We start from the raw sequence: 21,342 nt of genomic DNA on the forward strand, positions 1-21,342 counted from the left end.
ATGTTGTCTGAAATGACGCCATCGCTGGCAAGCCAGCTCCCACAGGTTCTGAGGCGTACATGGATAGTGTGCACGACGCAGACCCTGTGGGAGCTGGCTTGCCAGCGATTGGAGCAACTCGGTTCGAGGACAGAAATTCGCCCTAGAAATCCCGCTTATAGAAAATATCCAGCGAGCTCGCCACGCCGCTCGCCGCTTCGACGTAGACCTTCTTGCTCAGCTTGTAGCGCAGGGCGATGGTGCTGGCCGGTTCGAAGACGCCGACGCCGTAGCGCAGGCTGAGTTTCTCTGAGATGTTGCCGCTGGCGACGACGCTGGTGTCGTTGCCGCTGCCCTGGGTGTCGAGCTGGAAATCTTCGATGCCCAGATCCTTGGCCAAGCCACTGGTGACCCCGGCGCTGCCCATTAACCCCAGGCCCAGTGCGGCCTGAGCGAGCATGTTGTTGTCTTCGCCATTGGTGCTCAGCGGACGACCCAGTACCAGGTACGACAGCGCCTGTTCCTGGCTCATCGCCGGTTCGGAGAATATCTGCGTGGTCGGTTGTTCGGCGCTGCCGCTCAGGCGAATACCGGCGATGACGTCGTCGGTCTGGCGGATCGCTTCGATGTCCAGATACGGCTGGTCGATGGGGCCGGCAAACAACAGGCGCGCACGCCGCACTGTCAGGCGCTGGCCGTAGGCGCGATAGCGGCCGTCGTTGAGCCAGAGTTCGCCACGGGTGTCCATGTTGTCGCCGATGTGCACCTGGCCTTGCAGATTGGCGGTCAGGCCGAAACCGGCGAAGCTCAACTTGTCCTGGCCGACGATCACGTCGATGTCCATTTTCATCGCAATCGGTGGTTTGCCCTCTTCGGTCTGCGCGCCAACGATGATGGTGTCGTCGGAGACTTTCACCGTTGATGGTGGCAGCTCGCGCACGGTGATTTCGCCTTTGGGCACCAGCACCTTGCCCGCAACTTTCAGCTCATCGCCGGCCATGGAAATTTTCAGGTCCGGAGCCATTTCCAGTTTGGCATAGGGCTCGACGCTGACGGGCAATTGCGTGCCCTTGAGCGCCAGATCAACCACCAGCGCCTGCCCCCAGGCGACGTTGCCGTTGAGGCTGCCCTTGCCAGTCTTGCCGCTGTTCCAGCCACCGTCCAGGCGCACCGATTCGCCGGCGATCGCCGCGGTCAGTTGCAGGTTCTGCAGCTCCATCGGCAGTTCGGCGCCGGACACTTCGCCGTCGCTGAGCTGCACGGTACCGTTGACCAACGGTGCCAGCAAACCACCGGAGATCGTGCCACTGCCGTTGAGGCGGCCAGTGAGTTTCTCAACCATCGGTACAAACGGCCGCGCCACCGACAGATCGAGGCCGGAAAGGCGGAACGAGCCGCTCAGCGGTTTGTTTTTCGGCAGCGGATTGAGCTGCGCCTGCACCATCAATTCGCCGAGTTTGCCGCCGACAAAATTGAGCTCGGTGTCGACGCGCTTGGGCGTGAGCTTGCTGCTGAGCTTGAGCCTCTGGTAGGGGAAATCCAGCCAGCGATCCTTGTCACGCACGCGCAGGGTGCCGCCGCTGGCATCGACACTGACCACGCCGTTCGGGCCGCTCGCCGGCAAGTCCAGTTGCAGATCGGCGTTGAGCCGACCCTGCCAGGCGAAGTCTTTGGGCAGCCATTGCGCAAGGCTTTCGATCGGGAATTGCTTGAGGTGATAACGCAGCTTCGGCTCGGGCATCAGGCGCTGGTCTTCGCCACACAGGCTGGCGTTGCCGGACAGCCAGCAATGCGCGCCGAAATTGATCTGGCCGTCCGCCAGGCGCTCCAGTTTTGCGGGGCCTTGCAGCTTCCAGTCCTGGCCACCGGCCTGAATGTCGCCACTGGCCAAGCGTCCGCGCCAGTTGCCTTTGTCGAAATTACCGTCCAGACCCAGCGCCAGTTTCAGCTTCGGTCCGATCAGGTCGAGGTTGAGTTTCTGGCTTTTGATATCGCCCTGAGCACTGGCGGTCAGGGTGCCCAACGAGGTATCGCCGGTCTGAATGCCGCTGCCTTTGAGATTGATCTTCGCCCGCTGCGCGCTGTCGAGCGTGGCGTCGAGGTTGAGGCTTTGCAGACGGTTGTCCTGAAAGGCCAGTTGCGAGCCCTGCAGATCGAGCTTGCCCTGCGGCGCCTTCAGCGTACCGGCGACGTTGATCTGACCGTTGACCTGCCCGCGCAATTGCGGCCACAGCTGGGCCAGACGCGGCAGTTTGATGTCAATCTGGCCGCCGAGTTTGTCCTGCAGGCTGCCCTTGCCGTTGATGCTGTTGTCGCCGAGACGGATTTGCAGGGCGTTGAGGTTCCAACGCTCGCCCGCGCCGTCCGCCTTGGCCTGCAGGATTGCCGGTTGGCCGCGCAGCTTGCCTTTGAGATCGAGGTCGGCGTTGAGGCTGAGCTGATCATTCTTCATCTCGCCTTTGCTCTTCAACGGCCCGGCCAGAGTGCCCGGCAGTTCCGCGACCCAGTACGCCGGGTTGAGCGCCGACAGGTCCAGCGCGGTATCCCAGGCGATGCCGTCGGCGAAGCGCACATTCACGTGCCCTTCGGCCTTGCCCTGCCCGGCCTGCATGACCAGTTGCGGCAAGGCGATCTGTTCGAGGCTGCCGCTGAACGGACTGCTCAAAGTGAACGCGCCGGCCGGGCCATCCAGCGCAGCGTCGAAATTACCGAGGTACTGGCCGTCGGTGTAGGACACTTCGCCAGTGAAAGTACGCAACGCGACCTGCGGTTCGTCGATTTCCGGATAGAGCCGATGCCACGGGAAGTCTTGCCAGTTGATATTGGCCTGAGCGCTGAGGCCTTTGCTCCAGTCGACATTGCCGGTGAGCTTGAGGCTTTGCTTGTCGTTGGCCGTCAGATCAAGACCGGCGATCTGCGCACCATTGGCGTCGACCTTGCCTTTGAGCAGCAGCGCCACTGGCGATTTTTCGGCGGGCAACGTTGCGTTGCCGAGCAGTTGATAACCGTTTTTCAGGTCGCCTTCGCCCGTGAGCACAAGCTGATTGAATTGCAGGGTGTCCGGCAGATCGGCGCTGGGTTTGAACGCGTCGCTGGTGATGCGCAGCTTGGCCGGGAGGTTTTCCGCCAGCGCTTGCAACTCGCCGTTCAACTGACCGTCGAGGTAGCCACGGCTGTCGGCATGCAGGTTGAGGGTTTTCAACAGATCGCCGTCGACTTTCAGCGCCAGGGTCCACGGCTCGCTGCCGGGCGCGGGCAAGGTCAGATCACCTTGAATTTTCAGCGGCCAGTTGCCGCTCGGTTGCAGCAGGCCGGACAGGTTCAGGCTGAGTTCGTCGCGCTGCAATTTCACGCTGTCGATCTGCAGGCCCTGAGCGGTCCAGTGCGCCGCCAGTTGCAAGCCCTTGAGCTGTTCGCTGCCGTTGAACAACAGGCTGCCGACCTCAACATCGCCCAGTTCGATGGCCACAGGCAATTGCAGGTCCGGCAGTTTGATCGGGCCGCTGTCGGTGGTTGCTTCGCTCGGCGGGAATTGCAGGATCACCTGCTCGGCCTTGAGCTGATCGATGCACAAGGTCACGCGCGTCAGGCACAGCGGCGACCAGGCGAAGATCGCCTTGTTCAGCTCGACACGGCTGGTGTCCTGCTGCCACACCAGGTGATCGGCGCTCCACTGCCCAGCGAGGCGACCATGGAAATTCTCCACGCTCAGGCCCGGCACCAGGCCCAACGCCCAACGACTGCCGGCCTGCGTGCCAAGCAGTGCGGCGAGGCTCAAGACGATCAACAAGACCAGCGCCAACAAAGTCAGCGCTGTTATTTTCAAACCACGCTTCACAGCTCAGGCCCCATGGAAAAGTGCAGCCGGATGCCGCCGTCGTCGTCCAGCGCGTGGGCCAGGTCAAGGCGGATCGGCCCGACCGGCGAGACCCAGCGCACACCCACACCGACCCCGGTCTTGAGGTCGGGCAGTTCGAGTTTGTTGAAAGAGTTGCCTTGGTCGACGAAGGTCGCCACACGCCATTTCTCGGCAATCGAATATTGATATTCGACGCTGCCGGCAATCATGTAGCGGCCACCGATGCGGTCGCCGTCGGAGTTTTTTGGCGACAGGCTCTGGTAGTCGTAACCGCGCACGCTCTGATCGCCACCGGCAAAGAAGCGCAGCGATGGCGGAATCGAGTTGTAGCCGTTGGTGGCGCTGCCGCCAACCTGCACGCGGCCGAGCAAGCGGTGCTTGTCGAACACCGTGGTCAGGCCCTTGACCAGCGCGGTGCCATATAAAAGGTTGTTGTCGGAGCCGAGACCTTCCTTGGCCACTTTGCTTTCGAAGCTCAAACGATAGCCGTTGCGCGGGTCGATGCGGTTGTCGCTTTTGAGGTACGAATAACTGATGCCGGGCATGAGCAGCGTGCTCAGGCCGGAGTCGTCGCCGAGTTCGTATTCTTCACGTTGCCATTTCAGCGAGATCACCCGCTGCCAGCCGCTGGGCAACTTGCTGTGCCATTCCGGGCCGAACGTCAGCAGCTTGCTGAGGGTGTCGGAGCCTTCGATGTCTTCGAATTGATAGCCGCCGGCCCAGCGCAATTTGTCGGTCAGTGGCGGGTCGAGCGGGATGTCATAGAACAGCCCGACGTTCTGTCGGGGCGCCGAGAGTTCAGCTTCCCAGCCGTAACTGTCGCCCTGCGGATTGACCCAGTGACGCGTCCAGTTGGCTTTGATGCGCGGGCCGACGTCGGTCGAGTAGCCAAGGCCCAGACCCATGGTGCGCGGCTTGCGCGTGTCGAGTTTGACCTCGACTGGAATGACGTCATTTTTTGCCGCCGTCGGCGCCGCGTCGACGCGCACGCCTTCGAAATAGCCGCTCGATTGCAGGTCGCGATTGAGTTCGGCGATCAGTTCCGAATCGTAGGGTTCGCCTGCCTTGAACGGCACCATGCGTTGCAGCAGGTCTTCGTCGAATGGCGTGTCGCCCTCGAAACTGACATTGCCCAACGCATAGCGCGGGCCGCTGTCGTAGATCAATTCGATGTCGGCCACGCCCGCGCGGGGATCGACCATGAGTTTCTGGCTGGTGAAATGGCCGCTGAAGTAACCGAAGCGCGAGGCCTGGTTCTGGATCACCCGTTTGGCGTCTTCGTAACGACCATGGTTAAGCACGGCGCCGGACTTGAGCAGGTCGCCTTTCGGTACGCGGAAGGATTTCAGCGAGGCCGCCGGGCCATCGACACGTACGGTGACGTTGCGCAGGCGGATCGGCTCGCCGGGATCGATGTTGAGCACCAGACGCGGTTTTTCCCCGCCCTTGACGTCGCTGTCGATCTGCGGCTGGTAGTAGCCCAGCGCCTGGGCCGCTTTGCGCGCCTGCTCTTCGGCACCGCGACTGAAGCGCAGCAAGGCTTCTTCGTCGCGATCGCCGAGGCTGCCGATATAGCCTTCTATATTGGCCTTGAGTTCATCGTTGGACGGCTTGATCCGTACATCCAATTCACTTTGCGCCAGCGCCGCGCAGCTGGATAACAGCATCAGCACGCCGCTGGTAAATCTTCGTGGAAACTTCATAGGCGCGGATGCTATCACGGGCTCGGGAGCCTGATAGAACAGGTAATTTGTGAAGAAGTTCGATCATTATCCCGTTGCTGTCTGTAACACCTGCGGATTGGCGTGGAAAAATACGTGTTCGCGCACCGGCCCGACGGCAACCTCGCCGATCTCCTGATAACCCTGCCTTTTATAGAATTCCAGGTAGCGCGGGTTGCCGGTGTCGAGCACCACCCCTTGCGAGGTTTCATCGACGGCGCACCAGTTGTGCACGGCAGTGAGCAACTGTTCGCCGTAGTGCTTGCCCTGAAACTGCGGGTGGACACCGAGTAACGGCAGCATGTGCACCGAATCACCGGGCACGCACGCGGCGACGGCAGCGTGATATTCCAGATAACGCCGGGTGCAGCGAAACCCGGTGCTGAGCACCATGCGCAAGCGCCAAGCCCAGCTTTCGGTAACGCCCAGGCGCCGTTGCGGAGGTGCGATCAGGGCGATGCCGATCAAGCGATCGTTGACCAGCAGGCCGATCGCCGGCAGGTCCTGAAGGAAATGCTGTTTGACCAGCTCGCGCACCGTCGCGCGCACGCGTTGTTCATAGCCCGGGCGTTCGGCTTCGAACAGGTAGCCGAAGGTCGGCTCGTGGCGATAGGCCTGATACAGCAACGAGCGGGCTTCGCGGGAATAGCCGCGGTCGAGCATGTGGATGTCGGCGACGGCGAACTGGGTTTCAGGCATGGCAGTGATTCTCCCCGGGGGCGCGCTCGGTGGCAGGCGCGCTTGTTGGTACGAACCTTGGGCGGATGTGGTGGTTCACCTGACAGGTTAGACCAGCCTCGGATCTTCATCGACTGGGGCGGGCCTCATCGCTGGCAAGCCAGCTCCCACAGTGTCTGCGTCGTTCACAACATTTACATACACCACAGAAACCTGTGGGAGCTGGCTTGCCAGCGATGGGGCCGGGACAAGCGCTACAAATCCCACAGGCCAAAATGATTTGTCCCACACTGGCCCATCTCCCCCATGTCAGCTAGCATCGCCCTTTTGCCAGGACTGCCGACCATGAAGATTGTTTCCTTCAACATCAACGGACTGCGTGCCCGTCCGCATCAGCTGGCAGCGCTGATCGAAAAACATCAGCCCGACGTGATCGGCCTGCAGGAAACCAAGGTTCACGACGACCAGTTCCCCCTCGAAGACATCCGCGCCCTCGGCTACCACGTGCACTTCCATGGCCAGAAGGGCCATTACGGTGTCGCCCTGCTCTCGCGCAACGAACCGATCGCGATCCATAAAGGCTTCGCCACCGATGAAGAAGACGCGCAGCGGCGCTTTATCTGGGGCACTTTCGCTGATGCCAATGGCGTGCCAGTGACGATCATGAACGGCTATTTCCCACAGGGTGAAAGCCGCGACCACCCGACCAAATTCCCCGCCAAGCAGCGTTTCTACAGCGATCTGCAAGCACTGCTGGAAAGCCAGTTCCACAACGAACAGCCACTGGTGGTGATGGGTGATGTGAACATTTCCCCGGAAGACTGCGATATCGGCATCGGCCCGGACAACATGAAGCGCTGGCTGAAAACCGGCAAATGCAGCTTCCTGCCGGAAGAACGCGAGTGGATGGCGCGCCTGAAGAACTGGGGCCTGACCGACAGCTATCGGCACCTCAACCCCGACGTGAGCGACATGTTCAGCTGGTTCGACTACCGCAGCCGTGGTTTCGAAGATGAGCCCAAGCGTGGCCTGCGCATCGATGTGATTCTGGCGTCCCATGGCCTGCTGCCACGGGTCAAGGATGCCGGGGTGGACTACGAACTGCGCGGCATGGAAAAGCCCTCGGACCATGCGCCGATCTGGCTTGAGCTGGCCTGATCCAGCCTGAGGGAATTTTCATTGTGGGAGCGAGCCTGCTCGCGAATGCGGTGGATCAGCGACGATTTTTTCGACTGACACGCCGCCTTCGCGACCAGGCTCGCTCCCACAGGTAATCCCCTGTCATATTTCGGTCACGCGCCTGACTTAATCTCCCCGGCAATCCTCTTGGCTTGATTCGGTGCCGGCATGACCCTGCGTGTTCTCTGCGTTTTCCTGTTGAATGGCTGGCTGTCGGTGTCCGCCGCCGCCCTGCCGATCCCCGAAAACGGTCCGGCATTGCGCATTCAGGGCTCCAACACCATCGGCGCCGAACTCGGCCCGGCGCTGGTCGAAGGCCTGTTGCAGGAACAGGGCCTGCTGAAAATCCACCGCGAAACCCCGGACACCGCCAACGAACAACGCATCGTCGGCCAGACCGAACAAGGCCAACGCGTAATCATCGAAGTCGCCGCCCACGGTTCCAGCACCGGTTTCGCCGCGTTGAAAAACGCCAGCGCCGATCTGGCCGCCTCTTCCCGCGAGATCAAGGACAGCGAACTGCTTGCCCTGCAAGCCCTCGGCGATCTGAAAAGCCCGGCGGCCGAGCAAGTCATTGCCATCGACGGCCTGGCGATCATCCTCAACCCGGCCAATCCATTGCAGCAGCTGGACACCGAGCAATTGGCGCGGATTTTTGCCGGCGAAGTGAAAACCTGGGAAGAGCTCGGTAGCCGTGGCGGCGCCATTCATTTATATGCGCGGGATGATCAGTCGGGAACATACGACACGTTCAAGGAACTGGTCCTGAGCCGGCGTGGGAAAAGTCTCAGCAGCGCGGCGAAACGCTTCGAATCCAGCGAGCAATTGTCCGACGCCGTCAGCGCGGACCCGCAAGGTATCGGCTTCATCGGCTTGCCTTACGTGCGTCAAGCCAAAGCCGTGGCGATTGCCGACGGCGCCTCGCAAGCGATGCTGCCGCTGAACAGTCTGATCGCCACCGAAGATTATCCGCTGTCGCGGCGCTTGTTCTTTTATCTACCGCCGGACAGCCGCAATCCGTGGGCGCAGGCGTTAGCCGCGTTCGCACAGAGCCCGCAGGGTCAGGGGATCGTCGCCACTAGCGGTTTTGTCAGCCAGACCGTGCAGGCCATGAGCGTGACGCCGAATGCGCTGATGCCCGAGGGTTACCAATCCCTCAGCCGGCATGCCCAGCGTCTGACAGTGAATTTCCGTTTTGCCGAGGGCAGCGCCAGTCTGGACAACAAGGCGCGGCAGGATCTGGCGCGGGTGCTCGACTATATAAAGCGCAATGGCAAGACCGAACGGGCAGTGACGCTGGTGGGGTTTGGCGATTTGAAGGATGACCCGGCACGGGCCGATCTGCTGTCGAAGCTGCGGGCAATGGCGGTGCGTCGCGAGCTGGTCAAAAACGGTGTGGTCATGCGCGAAGTACGCGGCTTCGGCGCGCTGATGCCGGTGGCCACCAACAGCGCGGATGAGGGACGGATCAAGAATCGGCGGGTTGAGGTTTGGGTGTATTGATCCTGATGTCGATGTGCTGAATGTGCAGGCCCTTTCGCGAGCAGGCTCGCTCCCACATTGGATCTGTGGCGTGCACAAATCTTGTGGGAGCGAGCCTGCTCGCGAATGAGGCAACTCGGTGTTACTGGCCGCTACGCATCATCTCCTTCGGCACATACTTGCCGATCTCAAACTTGCCAATCGCCGCGCGGTGCACTTCGTCCGGGCCGTCGGCCAAGCGCAGGGTGCGTTGCATCGCATACATGTAGGCCAGCGGGAAATCGTTAGACACCCCTGCCCCGCCGTGCATCTGGATAGCGCGGTCGATCACCCGCAGGGCCACGTTCGGCGCAACCACTTTGATTTGCGCAATCTCGCTTTTCGCCACTTTGTTGCCGACGGTGTCCATCATGTACGCCGCTTTCAACGTCAGCAGACGCGCCATGTCGATCTCCATCCGCGAGTCGGCGATCTTGTCGATGTTGCCACCCAGACGCGCCAGCGGTTTGCCGAACGCGGTGCGGCTCACCGAGCGTTTGCACATCAGTTCCAGTGCCCGCTCAGCCATGCCGATCGAACGCATGCAGTGGTGAATCCGCCCTGGGCCAAGGCGACCCTGGGCGATTTCGAAGCCGCGTCCTTCACCCAGCAGGACGTTTTCGTACGGCACGCGCACGTTGTCGAACAACACTTCGGCGTGACCGTGCGGTGCGTCGTCGTAACCGAACACCGGCAGCGGACGGACAATCTTCACGCCGGGGGTATCGACCGGCACGAGGATCATCGAGTGCTGAGCGTGACGCGGTGCGTCGGGGTTGCTCAGGCCCATGAAGATCAGGATTTTGCAGCGCGGATCGCAGGCGCCGGAGGTCCACCATTTCTTGCCGTTGATCACCCACTGATCGCCATCACGCACAGCTCGGGCGGCCATGTTGGTCGCATCGGAAGACGCCACGTCGGGCTCGGTCATGGCGAACGCCGAGCGGATCTCGCCGCGCAGCAGCGGTTCGAGCCAGCGCTGTTTTTGTTCTTCGTTGGCGTAGCGCACCAGCACTTCCATGTTGCCGGTGTCCGGCGCCGAGCAGTTGAACGGCTCCGGCCCCAGCAGGGAACGGCCCATGATTTCCGCCAGCGGCGCGTATTCAAGGTTAGTCAGGCCAGCGCCCAGCTCGGACTCAGGCAGAAACAAATTCCACAGGCCTTCAGCCTTGGCCTTGGCCTTGAGCTCTTCCATGATCGCGGTCGGCTGCCAGCGGTCGCCCTCGGCGACCTGGCGTTCGAACACCGCTTCGGCCGGGTAAACGTAAGTGTCCATGAACGCAGTCACGCGCTCACGCAGTTCCTGAACCTTGGGCGAATAAGCGAAATCCATGGGTAGTTACCTTCTCGGGCAGAGGTTGTTCAAGTCATGCAATCGATGCTAGAACAGCACTCATAATTTACCTAGCCTATTCTCGGCGTGTATAAACATTCATCACCGATATATGATCGGCTGATTGTCAGCCCCAAAACACTTGCACTTAATAACAAGAGAAGCCGCGTTATGAACCTGAGCAAGGTCGACCTCAACCTTTTCATCGTCTTCGACGCGATCTACACCGAAGCCAACCTGACCCGCGCCGGGCAGATTGTCGGCATCACCCAGCCGGCGGTGTCCAACGCCTTGGCGCGGTTGCGCGAGACCTTCAACGACCCGCTTTTCGTCCGCACCGCGCAAGGCATGGTGCCCACACCGATGGCGCAGAACATCATCGGCCCGGTGCGCAACGCGCTGTCGCTGCTGCGCGTGTCGGTGCAGGAAAGCCGCATATTCAACCCGGCGCAGGCGGTGAAGACTTACCGCATCAGCATGACCGACCTGACCGAAGCAATCATTCTGCCGCCACTGTTCCAGCGCCTGCGCCGCCTGGCGCCAACGGTGATCATCGAAAGCTTTCTGTCCAAGCGCCGGGAAACCACCAAGGAACTCGCAGCCGGGCGTCTGGATTTCGCCGTGGATGCGCCACTGAACACCGACCCGCAGGTACGCCACGTCAAGCTGATGGACGACCGTTACGTCTGCGCCATGCGCAAAGGCCATCCGATGGCGGGCAAGGAAAAACTCAGCCTCGATGATTATCTTTCGCTGACCCACATCCATATCTCCAGCCGCCGCAGCGGGTTGGGCTATGTCGATCTGGCGCTGGGCAAAATGGGCATCCAGCGCAAGATCGCCCTGCGCTCGCAACACTATCTGATGGCCTCGCAAGTGATGCAGCAGACCGACATGGTCATGACCGTGCCGGAACGCTTCGCCCGCCGTCATGACCTGCAATCGTTCAATTTGCCGGTGAATGATGTGCCGTCGGTGGAAACGCATTTGTACTGGCACGAAAGCACCGACCAGGACCCGGCCAACCGCTGGATGCGCGAGCAGATGATCGAGTTATGCCAGCAGGTGACGGCGCAGGAGAAGAGGCTGGAGAAGGTGTAGGGCTTTTTACTGCGTAATCGTTCTTCGCGAGCAGGCTCGCTCCCACATTCGACTGCATTCCTTCCGATGAAATGCAATTCAATGTGGGAGCGAGCCTGCTCGCGAAGAGGCCGGCAAACGCAGCGAGGATCTTGATCCTTGACGTAAACGTAAACCACCGATTAGCTTAGCGCCATGCCCCTTTTCCGAGCGCTTTCATGAGCAGTCAGACCTACAGCATTTCCGACCTCGCCCGCGAGCTGGACATCACCACCCGGGCGATCCGCTTTTATGAAGAGCAAGGCCTGCTCAGCCCCGAGCGTCGTGGCCAGGAACGTATCTATTCGCCGCGCGACAAGGTCACCCTCAAGCTGATCCTGCGCGGCAAGCGCATCGGCTTTTCCCTGGCCGAATGCCGCGAGCTGATCGAACTCTACGACCCGTCCGGCGGCAACACCAAGCAGCTCAACAGCATGCTGGCGAAAATCAGCGAACGCCGCGAACAGCTCGAGCAGCAATTGCTGGATATCGAACAGATGAAGCTCGAGCTGGATACGGCCGAAGAGCGCTGCGTGCAGGCATTGGAGCAGACGCTCAAGAGCCAGCAGGCGGTCTAGCAATTATTGGTGCCCTGTGGGAGCGAGCCTGCTCGCGAATGCATTCTGTCATCCAACATTAACGGTGACCGATCCACCGCTTTCGCGAGCAGGCTCGCTCCCACAGGGTTCTTCGTGAATTCAAAAAAAACAGGCAGATCCCGCCCATGTCCCTCCCCTCCCAAGTACGCCTGATCGAAGTCGGCCCGCGCGATGGCCTGCAGAACGAAGCCCAGCCGATCAGCGTCGCTGACAAGGTGCAACTGGTCGATGCCCTGAGCGCTGCAGGTCTGGGCTATATCGAAGTCGGCAGTTTCGTCTCACCGAAATGGGTACCGCAAATGGCCGGTTCCGCCGAGGTGTTCGCGCAGATTCAGCGCAAGCCCGGCGTGACCTATGGCGCGCTGGCACCGAACCTGCGCGGCTTTGAAGACGCGCTCGCCGCCGGGGTCAAGGAAGTCGCGGTGTTCGCAGCGGCGTCCGAGGCGTTCTCGCAGCGCAACATCAACTGCTCGATCAGCGAAAGCCTGGCGCGCTTTGCGCCGATCATGGAAGCGGCGAAACAACACGGCGTTACCGTGCGCGGTTACGTGTCCTGTGTGCTGGGCTGCCCGTATGAAGGCACCGTTGCGCCGGAGCAAGTGGCAATGGTCGCGCGCGAACTGTACGCGATGGGCTGCTACGAAGTGTCGCTGGGCGACACCATCGGCACCGGCACGGCGGGCGCGACCCGGCGCCTGTTCGAGGTGGTCTCGGCGCAGGTGCCACGGGACAGACTCGCCGGGCATTTTCACGACACCTACGGCCAGGCCATGGCTAACATCTACGCCAGCCTGCTCGAAGGCATTGCGGTGTTCGACAGCTCTATCGCCGGCCTCGGCGGCTGTCCTTACGCCAAGGGCGCGAGCGGTAACGTTGCCACCGAGGACGTGGTGTACCTGCTCGACGGCCTGGGGATCGAGACCGGCATCGACCTGGACGCCTTGATTATCGCGGGCCAGCAGATCAGCGCAGTGCTCGGCCGGCCCAGCGGCTCGCGGGTAGCCAAGGCGCGCAGCGCGCAGTGAGGTGTTACCGCTGCGTCAGTGATGTGGGCAAAAGCGAGTAACACGGAAACAAATTGTCTGGCTTTGCCCGGAGCTAAAAAAACCAGAAAGCCATAACCGTCTGATTTATAAAGCTTTTTAAAAGTTGGCACGACACCTGCTATCTCTACTGCATAACAAGAATAAAAAGCCGCAAACCAATAAAAACAAGACGAAACGACTCTGACATAACAAGAACAACACGGCAGAGACGCAGCTAACAGATTTTTTTGGAGAAGGTGTGCTTTTCAGGGTGCTCTCAGGAGTGACCCGCAACCGGGCAGAGAACAATAAAACTACCTTCAGGTAGCTCCCGAATCGGTTGGATCGTTAAACGAGAAAGCAGATCAGCGCTCAAAAAAATACGTTTGCTCTTGACCCCGGATGGGGGTCGCCAAAAAGCTGTACAGGGCCACGGTTGCCAAAAACAACAACAGACCGACCCTCAATAATAAAAAGAGCACGCAACGACAAATTAAAGGGGAGCTTCGGCTCCCCTTTGTGCTTTCTGTGATTCGTCTCTCTGTCACTGCATCCTGTGGGAGCGAGCCTGCTCGCAAAAACGGTGTGCCAGACACATTTGCGCTGAATGACACAACGCATTCGCGAGCAGGCTCGCTCCCACAGAAGTTTTGTGATTATCCCTCGATTGTTTTCAACTCCTCGATACTGATCTCGCGCATCCTGAATTTCTGGATCTTGCCCGTCACCGTCATCGGAAACGCGTCGACGAATTTGAAGTAACGCGGTGTCTTGAAATGGGCGATGCGTTCCTTGCACCAGGTTTGCAGCTCCACTTCGGAGGCGCTGTGGCCGGGGTGGAATTTGATCCAGGCGACGATTTCCTCACCGTAGCGCGAGCACGGAATGCCGACCACCTGCACGTCCGCCACCGCCGGATGAGTGAAGAAAAACTCCTCCAGCTCACGCGGATAAACGTTCTCGCCGCCACGAATGATCATGTCCTTGTTACGCCCGGCGATGTTGACGTAACCCTCCTCGTTCATGCTCGCCAGATCGCCGGTGTGCATCCATCCCGCCTCGTCGATGGCTTCGGCGGTGGCCTGCGGATTGTTCCAGTAACCGAGCATCACGCTGTAACCGCGCGTGCACAATTCGCCAATGGTGCCGCGCGGCACGAGGTTGCCGGCGGTGTCGATGATCTTGCTTTCCAGTTGCGGCTGGGTGCGCCCGACCGTGGTGACGCGCAGCTCCAGCTCATCCGCTGGCCCGGTCTGCAGCGACACCGGGCTGGTTTCGGTCATGCCGTAGGCGATCTGCACTTCGCTCATGTGCATTTCATTGATCACCCGGCGCATGACCTCAATCGGACAGGTGGCGCCGGCCATGATCCCGGTGCGCAGGCTCGACAGGTCGAAGGTCTGCCGCTGCGGCTGATCGAGCATGGCGATGAACATGGTCGGCACACCGTACAGCGCCGTGGCCTGTTCTTCGGCTACCGCTTGCAGGGTCAGCGCCGGATCGAAAGCGTCGTTGGGGTAAATCATCGTGCTGCCATGGGTGACGCAACCGAGGTTGCCCATGACCATGCCGAAGCAATGATACAGCGGCACCGGAATCACCAGACGATCGGCAGCCGTCAGGCCGAGGCTTTCGCCGACCATGTAGCCGTTGTTGAGAATGTTGTAGTGACTGAGGGTCGCGCCCTTGGGGAAACCGGTAGTGCCGGAGGTGTACTGGATGTTCACCGGTTGATCGAAATGCAGGCTGGTGCTGCGTTCGCGCAGCTGTTCGGACGAGACGCTGGCGGCCAGATCGCTGAGCTGCGACCACGGCAGAAAACCGGGCGGCGGATTGGCATCGAGGCTGATCACGCCGCGCAGCTCCGGCAGGCGTTCGCTGCGCAGGTGACCGATGGCGTGCTCGGCCAATTCTGGCGCCAGGCTCTGGAGCATTGCGTGGTAATTCGAGGTCTTGAACGCTCCGGCACAGACCAGCCATTGACAGCCGGATTGCTTGAGCACGTACTCGAGTTCGGAGCTGCGATAGGCGGGATTGATGTTGACCAGGATCACGCCGATCTTCGCCGTGGCGAACTGGGTGATGCACCACTGCGCGCAGTTCGGCGCCCAGATGCCGAGGCGATCGCCGGTCTGCAAACCTAGTGCGAGCAAGGCTCTGGCCTGCTCATCCACCGCTTCGGCCAATTGCCGCCAGGAGTAACGCGACTGCTGATGGCGCACCACCAGCGCCTCGCCGTCCGGGTGTTGTGCGACAGTCTGATCGAAGCGCTGACCTATGGTCATCGCCAGCAAAGCCTTGTCCTGAGAGCCACGGCTGTAGCTACGCTGCGGGTTTGCGGTGGGTTGATCCATGATGACCCCTATTGTCTTTATTAGTGGGTTTTCCCGGTTTTGAATCCCTGTGGGAGCGAGCCTGCTCGCGAATACGCTGCGTCATTCACCCTTTAGGGCGACTGATACAGCGCTTTCGCGAGCAGGCTCGCTCCCACCAGAAACAAACCGATATCTGATCCTGAACTGACCTTACTCTCGCCCAAGTTGACGCTTACGTAAAGCCGATTGACAGTCGGTCTCTGGAAGCTTTACGTTAACGTAAAGCTGAGCGCCGACTCGTCGTGCGCTCCACCCGATAAAAAAGCCAAAAGGTGACCCATGAGCTATCCATCCCTGAATTTCGCCCTCGGTGAAACCATCGACATGCTGCGCGATCAGGTGCAGTCCTTCGTCGCCGATCAGATCGCCCCGCGTGCCGCGCAGATCGACCACGACAACCTGTTCCCCGCGGACATGTGGCGCAAATTCGGTGACATGGGCCTGCTCGGCATCACCGTGCCGGAAGAATACGGCGGCGCCGGTCTGGGTTATCTGGCGCATGTGGTGGCGATGGAAGAAATCAGCCGTGGCTCGGCGTCGGTGGCGTTGTCCTATGGCGCGCACTCCAACCTTTGCGTCAACCAGATCAACCGCAACGGCAACCACGAACAGAAAAGCAAATACCTGCCGAAACTGATCAGCGGCGAGCACGTCGGCGCCCTGGCGATGAGCGAGCCTAACGCCGGTTCCGACGTGGTTTCGATGAAACTGCGCGCCGACAAACGCGGCGACCGCTTCGTCCTCAACGGCAGCAAAACCTGGATCACCAACGGCCCCGACGCCAACACCTACGTGATCTACGCCAAGACTGACCTGGAAAAAGGCCCGCACGGCATCACTGCATTCATCGTCGAGCGCGACTGGAAAGGCTTCAGCCGCAGCAACAAGTTCGACAAGCTCGGCATGCGCGGCTCCAACACCTGCGAGCTGTTTTTTGATGACGTCGAAGTGCCGGAAGAAAACATTCTCGGTGTGCTCAACGGTGGCGTGAAAGTGCTGATGAGCGGCCTCGATTACGAGCGCGTGGTGCTCTCGGGCGGCCCGACCGGAATCATGCAGTCGTGCATGGACCTGATCGTGCCGTACATCCACGACCGCAAGCAGTTCGGCCAGAGCATCGGCGAGTTCCAGCTGATCCAGGGCAAAGTCGCCGACATGTATACCCAGCTCAACGCCAGCCGCGCTTATCTGTACGCGGTGGCCGAGGCCTGCGAACGCGGCGAAACCACGCGCAAGGACGCGGCCGGGGTGATTCTCTACACCGCCGAGCGCGCCACGCAAATGGCCCTCGACGCGATCCAGATTCTCGGCGGCAATGGCTACATCAACGAATTCCCCGCCGGCCGCCTGCTGCGCGACGCCAAGCTCTACGAAATCGGTGCCGGCACCAGCGAGATCCGGCGCATGCTGATCGGCCGTGAACTGTTCAACGAGACGAAATGAATTTCGGCAGCTGCAAGCCGCAAGCTTCAAGCTGCAAGAGAACCGCGCTCTTGCCCCGACTTGCCGCTTGTAGCTAGAAGCTGCTTACGGAGTAAGCCCCATGATTCTGCACACTCAGCTCAACCCGCGTTCAGCGGAGTTCGCCGCCAACAGCGCGGCGATGCTCAAACAGGTCGACGCGCTGCACACCCTCCTCGCCCAGGTGGCGCAGGGCGGCGGTGCCAAAGCCCAGGAGCGTCACACTTCGCGCGGTAAATTGCTGCCGCGCGAGCGCATCAATCGCTTGCTCGATCCGGGCTCGCCGTTTCTCGAAATCAGCCAACTGGCGGCTCACGCCGTGTATGGCGAAGACGTCCCGGCTGCCGGGGTGATCGCCGGGATCGGCCGCGTCGAAGGCGTGGAGTGCATGATCGTCGCCAACGATGCGACGGTGAAAGGTGGCTCGTATTACCCGCTCACCGTGAAAAAACACCTGCGCGCGCAGACCATCGCCCAGCAGAATCGCCTGCCGTGCATTTATCTGGTGGATTCCGGTGGCGCGAACCTGCCGCGTCAGGACGAAGTGTTTCCGGATCGCGAGCATTTCGGGCGGATCTTTTTCAACCAGGCCAACATGAGCGCCATGGGCATCCCGCAGATCGCCGTGGTCATGGGCTCGTGCACCGCTGGCGGCGCGTATGTGCCGGCAATGGCGGACGAAGCGATCATGGTGCGCAACCAGGCGACGATTTTCCTCGCCGGCCCGCCGCTGGTGAAAGCCGCGACCGGCGAAGTGGTCAGCGCCGAAGACCTCGGCGGCGCCGATGTGCACTGCAAGACTTCTGGTGTGGCCGACCATTACGCCGAGAACGACGAACACGCCCTTGCCCTCGCCCGCCGCAGCGTTGCCAACCTCAACTGGCGCAAACTCGGCGAGGTGCAGCAACGCACGCCGATTGCGCCGCTGTACGCCAGCGACGAGCTGTACGGCGTGGTTCCGGCCGACGCCAAGCAGCCATTCGATGTGCGCGAAGTGATTGCGCGGCTGGTCGACGGCTCGGTGTTCGATGAATTCAAAGCGCTGTTCGGCACCACGCTGGTCTGCGGTTTCGCTCACCTGCATGGCTACCCGATCGCGATTCTGGCGAACAACGGCATCCTCTTCGCCGAAGCCGCGCAGAAAGGCGCGCACTTCATCGAACTGGCCTGCCAGCGCGGCATCCCGCTGTTGTTTCTGCAGAACATCACCGGTTTCATGGTCGGCCAGAAATACGAGGCCGGCGGCATCGCCAAACACGGCGCGAAACTGGTGACCGCGGTGGCCTGCGCCAAAGTGCCGAAATTCACCGTGATCATCGGCGGCAGCTTCGGTGCCGGCAACTACGGCATGTGCGGGCGCGCTTACGATCCGCGTTTCTTGTGGATGTGGCCGAACGCGCGGATCGGCGTGATGGGTGCCGAACAGGCCGCCGGTGTGCTGGTGCAGGTCAAACGCGAACAGGCCGAACGCAGCGGTCAGGCGTTCAGCGCCGAGCAGGAGACCGAGATCAAGCAGCCGATTCTCGATCAGTACGAAGAACAGGGTCACCCCTACTACTCCAGCGCGCGGCTGTGGGACGACGGCGTCATCGATCCGGCGCAGACCCGCGACGTACTGGCCCTGGCCTTGTCCGCGTCGCTGAACGCGCCAATCGAACCGAGCCGCTTCGGCGTGTTCCGGATGTGATGGGGAGAATCTGATGAACGACTTCAATACCCTCGAACTGCAAAACGACCCACGCGGTTTTGCGACCTTGTGGCTCAACCGCGCCGAGAAAAACAACGCCTTCAACGCCGAGATGATCCGCGAACTGATCCTCGCCCTCGACAAGGTCGCCAGCGATTCGAGCCTGCGTTTCCTGCTGCTGCGCGGACGTGGCAAGCATTTCAGCGCCGGCGCAGACCTGGCGTGGATGCAGCAATCGGCGGAGCTCGATTACCACACCAACCTCGATGACGCCCGCGAACTCGCCGAGCTGATGTACAACCTCGCCAAACTGAAAATCCCCACGCTGGCCGTGGTTCAGGGCGCGGCGTTCGGTGGTGCGCTGGGCTTGATCAGTTGCTGTGACATGGCGATCGGCGCCGATGACGCGCAGTTCTGCCTGTCGGAAGTGCGCATCGGCCTGGCGCCGGCGGTGATCAGCCCGTTCGTGGTGCAGGCAATCGGTGAAAGGGCGGCGCGGCGTTATGCACTGACGGCCGAGCGCTTCGGCGGCCAGCGGGCGCGGGAGATCGGCTTATTGTCGGAAAGCTATCCCGCCACTGAACTGGAGCAACAGGTCGAACAGTGGATCGACAACCTGTTGCTCAACAGCCCCGCCGCCATGCGCGCCAGCAAAGATCTGCTGCGTGAAGTCGGCAACGGCGCGCTGACCCCGGCCCTGCGCCGTTACACCGAAAATGCCATCGCGCGGATTCGCGTCAGCCCTGAAGGCCAGGAAGGCTTGCGCGCCTTTCTGCAAAAACGCCCACCGAACTGGCAAGCCGCATCCACCAAGGAGTCGCGTTGATGAGCGCACCTGTGATTACCACTGTGCTGGTGGCCAACCGCGGCGAAATCGCTTGCCGGGTGATGCGCACCGCCAAGGCCTTGGGCCTGACTACCGTCGCCGTGCACAGCGCCACTGACCGCGATGCGCGGCACAGCCGTGAAGCCGATATCCGTGTTGATCTGGGCGGCAGCAAGGCCGCTGAGAGTTATCTGCAAATCGACAAGTTGATCGCCGCCGCCAAGGCCAGCGGTGCCCAGGCGATTCATCCCGGCTATGGTTTTCTCTCGGAGAATGCTGGATTCGCCCGCGCCATCGAAGGCGCCGGACTGATCTTCCTCGGGCCGCCCGCCGCGGCCATCGATGCGATGGGCAGCAAATCCGCCGCCAAGGCGTTGATGGAAAAGGCTGGCGTGCCACTGGTGCCGGGCTATCACGGCGAAGCGCAGGATCTCGATACCTTCCGCGAAGCCTGCGAACGCATCGGTTATCCGGTGCTGCTCAAGGCCACGGCCGGCGGCGGTGGTAAAGGCATGAAAGTGGTCGAGGATATCAGCCAATTGGCCGAAGCCCTCGCCTCGGCGCAGCGCGAAGCGCAATCGTCATTTGGCGACTCGCGGATGTTGGTGGAAAAGTATTTGCTCAAGCCGCGTCATGTGGAGATTCAGGTGTTCGCCGATCAGCACGGCAACTGCCTGTACCTCAACGAGCGCGACTGCTCGATTCAGCGTAGGCACCAGAAAGTCGTCGAAGAAGCCCCGGCGCCGGGTCTGACGCCCGAGTTGCGCCGGGCAATGGGCGAAGCGGCTGTGCGTTCGGCGCAGGCGATCGGTTATGTCGGCGCCGGCACCGTGGAGTTTTTGCTGGATGCGCGCGGCGAGTTTTTCTTCATGGAGATGAACACGCGGCTGCAAGTCGAGCACCCGGTAACAGAAGCAATCACCGGGCTCGATCTGGTCGCCTGGCAGATCCGCGTCGCCCGTGGGGAAGCGCTGCCGATTACCCAGGCGCAGGTGCCGCTCAACGGTCATGCGATTGAAGTGCGCTTGTATGCCGAAGATCCGGCGAATGATTTCCTCCCGGCCACCGGGCGTCTGCACTTGTACCGCGAATCGGCGCAAGGGCCAGGGCGGCGGGTCGACAGCGGCGTTGAGGAAGGTGACGAGATATCGCCGTTCTACGACCCGATGCTCGGCAAACTGATTGCCTGGGGCGAAGATCGCGAACAGGCACGCTTGCGTCTGTTGAGCATGCTCGGCGAGTTTGCTATTGGCGGGCTGAAGACCAACATCAATTTCCTGCGCCGGATCATCGCGCATCCGGCATTTGCGGCGGCAGAGCTGGATACCGGGTTTATCCCGCGCTATCAGGAGCAATTGCTGCCTGCACCAGGCACATTGAGCGATGAGTTCTGGCGGGCGGCGGCGCAGGCGTTTGCGCAGAGTTTGCCCAAGCGTGCGCGGGCAGATGATCCCGCCTCACCCTGGTCTTGCGGCGGTGGTTTGCGCGCAGGATTGCCGGCGGAAATCACCTTACATTTGAGCTGCGAGGGAGAGGATCGGGCGCTGACATTGGGAGCGGCGGCCCACGCCAGACTGCTGGGCGAAGCGCTGGTCGTCGAGCATGACGGCGTGCGCCGCACATTGCGGGCGATTCATCAGGGTGGCGCGTTGTATCTGGAATGGGAAGGCGAGTTGCGGCGCATCGAAGCGTTCGATCCGATCAGTGCCGTTGAAGCCAGCCACAGCCATCAGGGCGGTCTGACCGCGCCAATGAACGGCAGCATCGTGCGCGTGCTGGTCGAAACGGGACAGTCGGTTGAGGCCGGGGCGCAACTGGTGGTGCTGGAAGCCATGAAGATGGAACACAGCATCCGCGCGCCGCACGCCGGTGTGATCAAAGCGCTGTATTGCCAGGAAGGCGATATGGTCAGCGAAGGCAGCGCTTTGGTTGAACTGGAAGAGGGATGAAATAAAAGGATCGACCCTCGCCTTGAGCGAG

At 61.2% G+C, this 21,342-nt stretch carries 14 protein-coding genes; 9 read left to right on the forward strand and 5 right to left on the reverse strand.

From position 1 onward, the window contains the following. Window positions 1–142 precede the first annotated feature (142 nt). The 3 genes from ACZ0AZ_RS25780 to ACZ0AZ_RS25790 form a co-directional block, all read right to left on the reverse strand. Window positions 143–3,817, reverse strand: coding sequence for a translocation/assembly module TamB domain-containing protein (locus ACZ0AZ_RS25780; protein ID WP_463538433.1), 3,675 nt, complete (start codon window positions 3,815–3,817; stop codon window positions 143–145). Beyond that, on the reverse strand, window positions 3,814–5,541 hold the full coding sequence (locus ACZ0AZ_RS25785; RefSeq protein WP_039763344.1) for an autotransporter assembly complex protein TamA: 1,728 nt from the start codon (window positions 5,539–5,541) through the stop codon (window positions 3,814–3,816). The genes ACZ0AZ_RS25780 and ACZ0AZ_RS25785 overlap by 4 nt, the downstream gene beginning before the upstream one ends. Window positions 5,542–5,607: 66 nt before the next feature. Beyond that, window positions 5,608–6,258, reverse strand: a complete 651-nt coding sequence (locus tag ACZ0AZ_RS25790; protein WP_129999574.1) for a GNAT family N-acetyltransferase — start codon at window positions 6,256–6,258, stop codon at window positions 5,608–5,610. A gap of 324 nt (window positions 6,259–6,582) precedes the next feature. Between ACZ0AZ_RS25790 and xthA the strand changes: the two genes are divergently transcribed. After that, window positions 6,583–7,395, forward strand: a complete 813-nt coding sequence (gene xthA, locus ACZ0AZ_RS25795) for an exodeoxyribonuclease III (protein WP_129999575.1) — start codon at window positions 6,583–6,585, stop codon at window positions 7,393–7,395. Window positions 7,396–7,584: 189 nt separating this feature from the next. Further along, complete coding sequence (locus ACZ0AZ_RS25800; RefSeq protein WP_129999576.1) at window positions 7,585–8,919, forward strand: substrate-binding domain-containing protein; 1,335 nt, start codon at window positions 7,585–7,587, stop codon at window positions 8,917–8,919. 121 nt (window positions 8,920–9,040) lie between these two features. On the opposite strand, the gene ACZ0AZ_RS25805 is transcribed toward ACZ0AZ_RS25800, so the two are convergent. After that, a complete protein-coding gene (locus tag ACZ0AZ_RS25805) occupies window positions 9,041–10,270 on the reverse strand; it encodes an acyl-CoA dehydrogenase (protein ID WP_129999577.1) in 1,230 nt (409 codons plus the stop codon). 171 nt (window positions 10,271–10,441) lie between these two features. On the opposite strand from ACZ0AZ_RS25805, the gene ACZ0AZ_RS25810 reads away from it, so the two are divergent. The 3 genes from ACZ0AZ_RS25810 to ACZ0AZ_RS25820 all read left to right on the forward strand — a co-directional run bounded on the left by ACZ0AZ_RS25810 (window position 10,442) and on the right by ACZ0AZ_RS25820 (window position 13,013). Beyond that, complete coding sequence (locus tag ACZ0AZ_RS25810; RefSeq protein WP_133336840.1) at window positions 10,442–11,371, forward strand: LysR family transcriptional regulator; 930 nt, start codon at window positions 10,442–10,444, stop codon at window positions 11,369–11,371. A 197-nt stretch (window positions 11,372–11,568) separates the two neighbouring features. Then, window positions 11,569–11,967, forward strand: coding sequence for a MerR family transcriptional regulator (locus tag ACZ0AZ_RS25815; RefSeq protein WP_039763349.1), 399 nt, complete (start codon window positions 11,569–11,571; stop codon window positions 11,965–11,967). A gap of 146 nt (window positions 11,968–12,113) precedes the next feature. Continuing rightward, window positions 12,114–13,013 (forward strand): hydroxymethylglutaryl-CoA lyase, encoded by a 900-nt coding sequence (locus ACZ0AZ_RS25820; RefSeq protein ID WP_310406452.1) that lies wholly within the window; start codon window positions 12,114–12,116, stop codon window positions 13,011–13,013. A 656-nt stretch (window positions 13,014–13,669) separates the two neighbouring features. Here the strand turns inward: ACZ0AZ_RS25820 and ACZ0AZ_RS25825 are convergent. Next, window positions 13,670–15,367 carry an AMP-binding protein gene (locus ACZ0AZ_RS25825; protein ID WP_463538434.1) on the reverse strand — a complete coding sequence of 566 codons (1,698 nt, stop codon included), beginning with the start codon at window positions 15,365–15,367 and terminating at the stop codon, window positions 13,670–13,672. Between the two features lie 300 nt (window positions 15,368–15,667). On the opposite strand from ACZ0AZ_RS25825, the gene ACZ0AZ_RS25830 reads away from it, so the two are divergent. From ACZ0AZ_RS25830 to ACZ0AZ_RS25845, 4 genes are all read left to right on the forward strand, one after another. Continuing rightward, window positions 15,668–16,831, forward strand: a complete 1,164-nt coding sequence (locus tag ACZ0AZ_RS25830) for an isovaleryl-CoA dehydrogenase (protein WP_463538435.1) — start codon at window positions 15,668–15,670, stop codon at window positions 16,829–16,831. Window positions 16,832–16,931: 100 nt separating this feature from the next. After that, window positions 16,932–18,536, forward strand: coding sequence for a carboxyl transferase domain-containing protein (locus ACZ0AZ_RS25835; RefSeq protein ID WP_463538436.1), 1,605 nt, complete (start codon window positions 16,932–16,934; stop codon window positions 18,534–18,536). 13 nt (window positions 18,537–18,549) lie between these two features. Then, a complete protein-coding gene (locus ACZ0AZ_RS25840) occupies window positions 18,550–19,362 on the forward strand; it encodes a gamma-carboxygeranoyl-CoA hydratase (protein WP_463538437.1) in 813 nt (270 codons plus the stop codon). Continuing rightward, entirely contained in the window at window positions 19,362–21,311 is a 1,950-nt protein-coding gene (locus ACZ0AZ_RS25845) for an acetyl/propionyl/methylcrotonyl-CoA carboxylase subunit alpha (protein WP_463538438.1), read from the forward strand. The genes ACZ0AZ_RS25840 and ACZ0AZ_RS25845 overlap by 1 nt, the downstream gene beginning before the upstream one ends. The last annotated feature ends 31 nt before the right edge of the window (window positions 21,312–21,342 follow it).

The organism is Pseudomonas sp. AC239, from assembly GCF_979258545.1.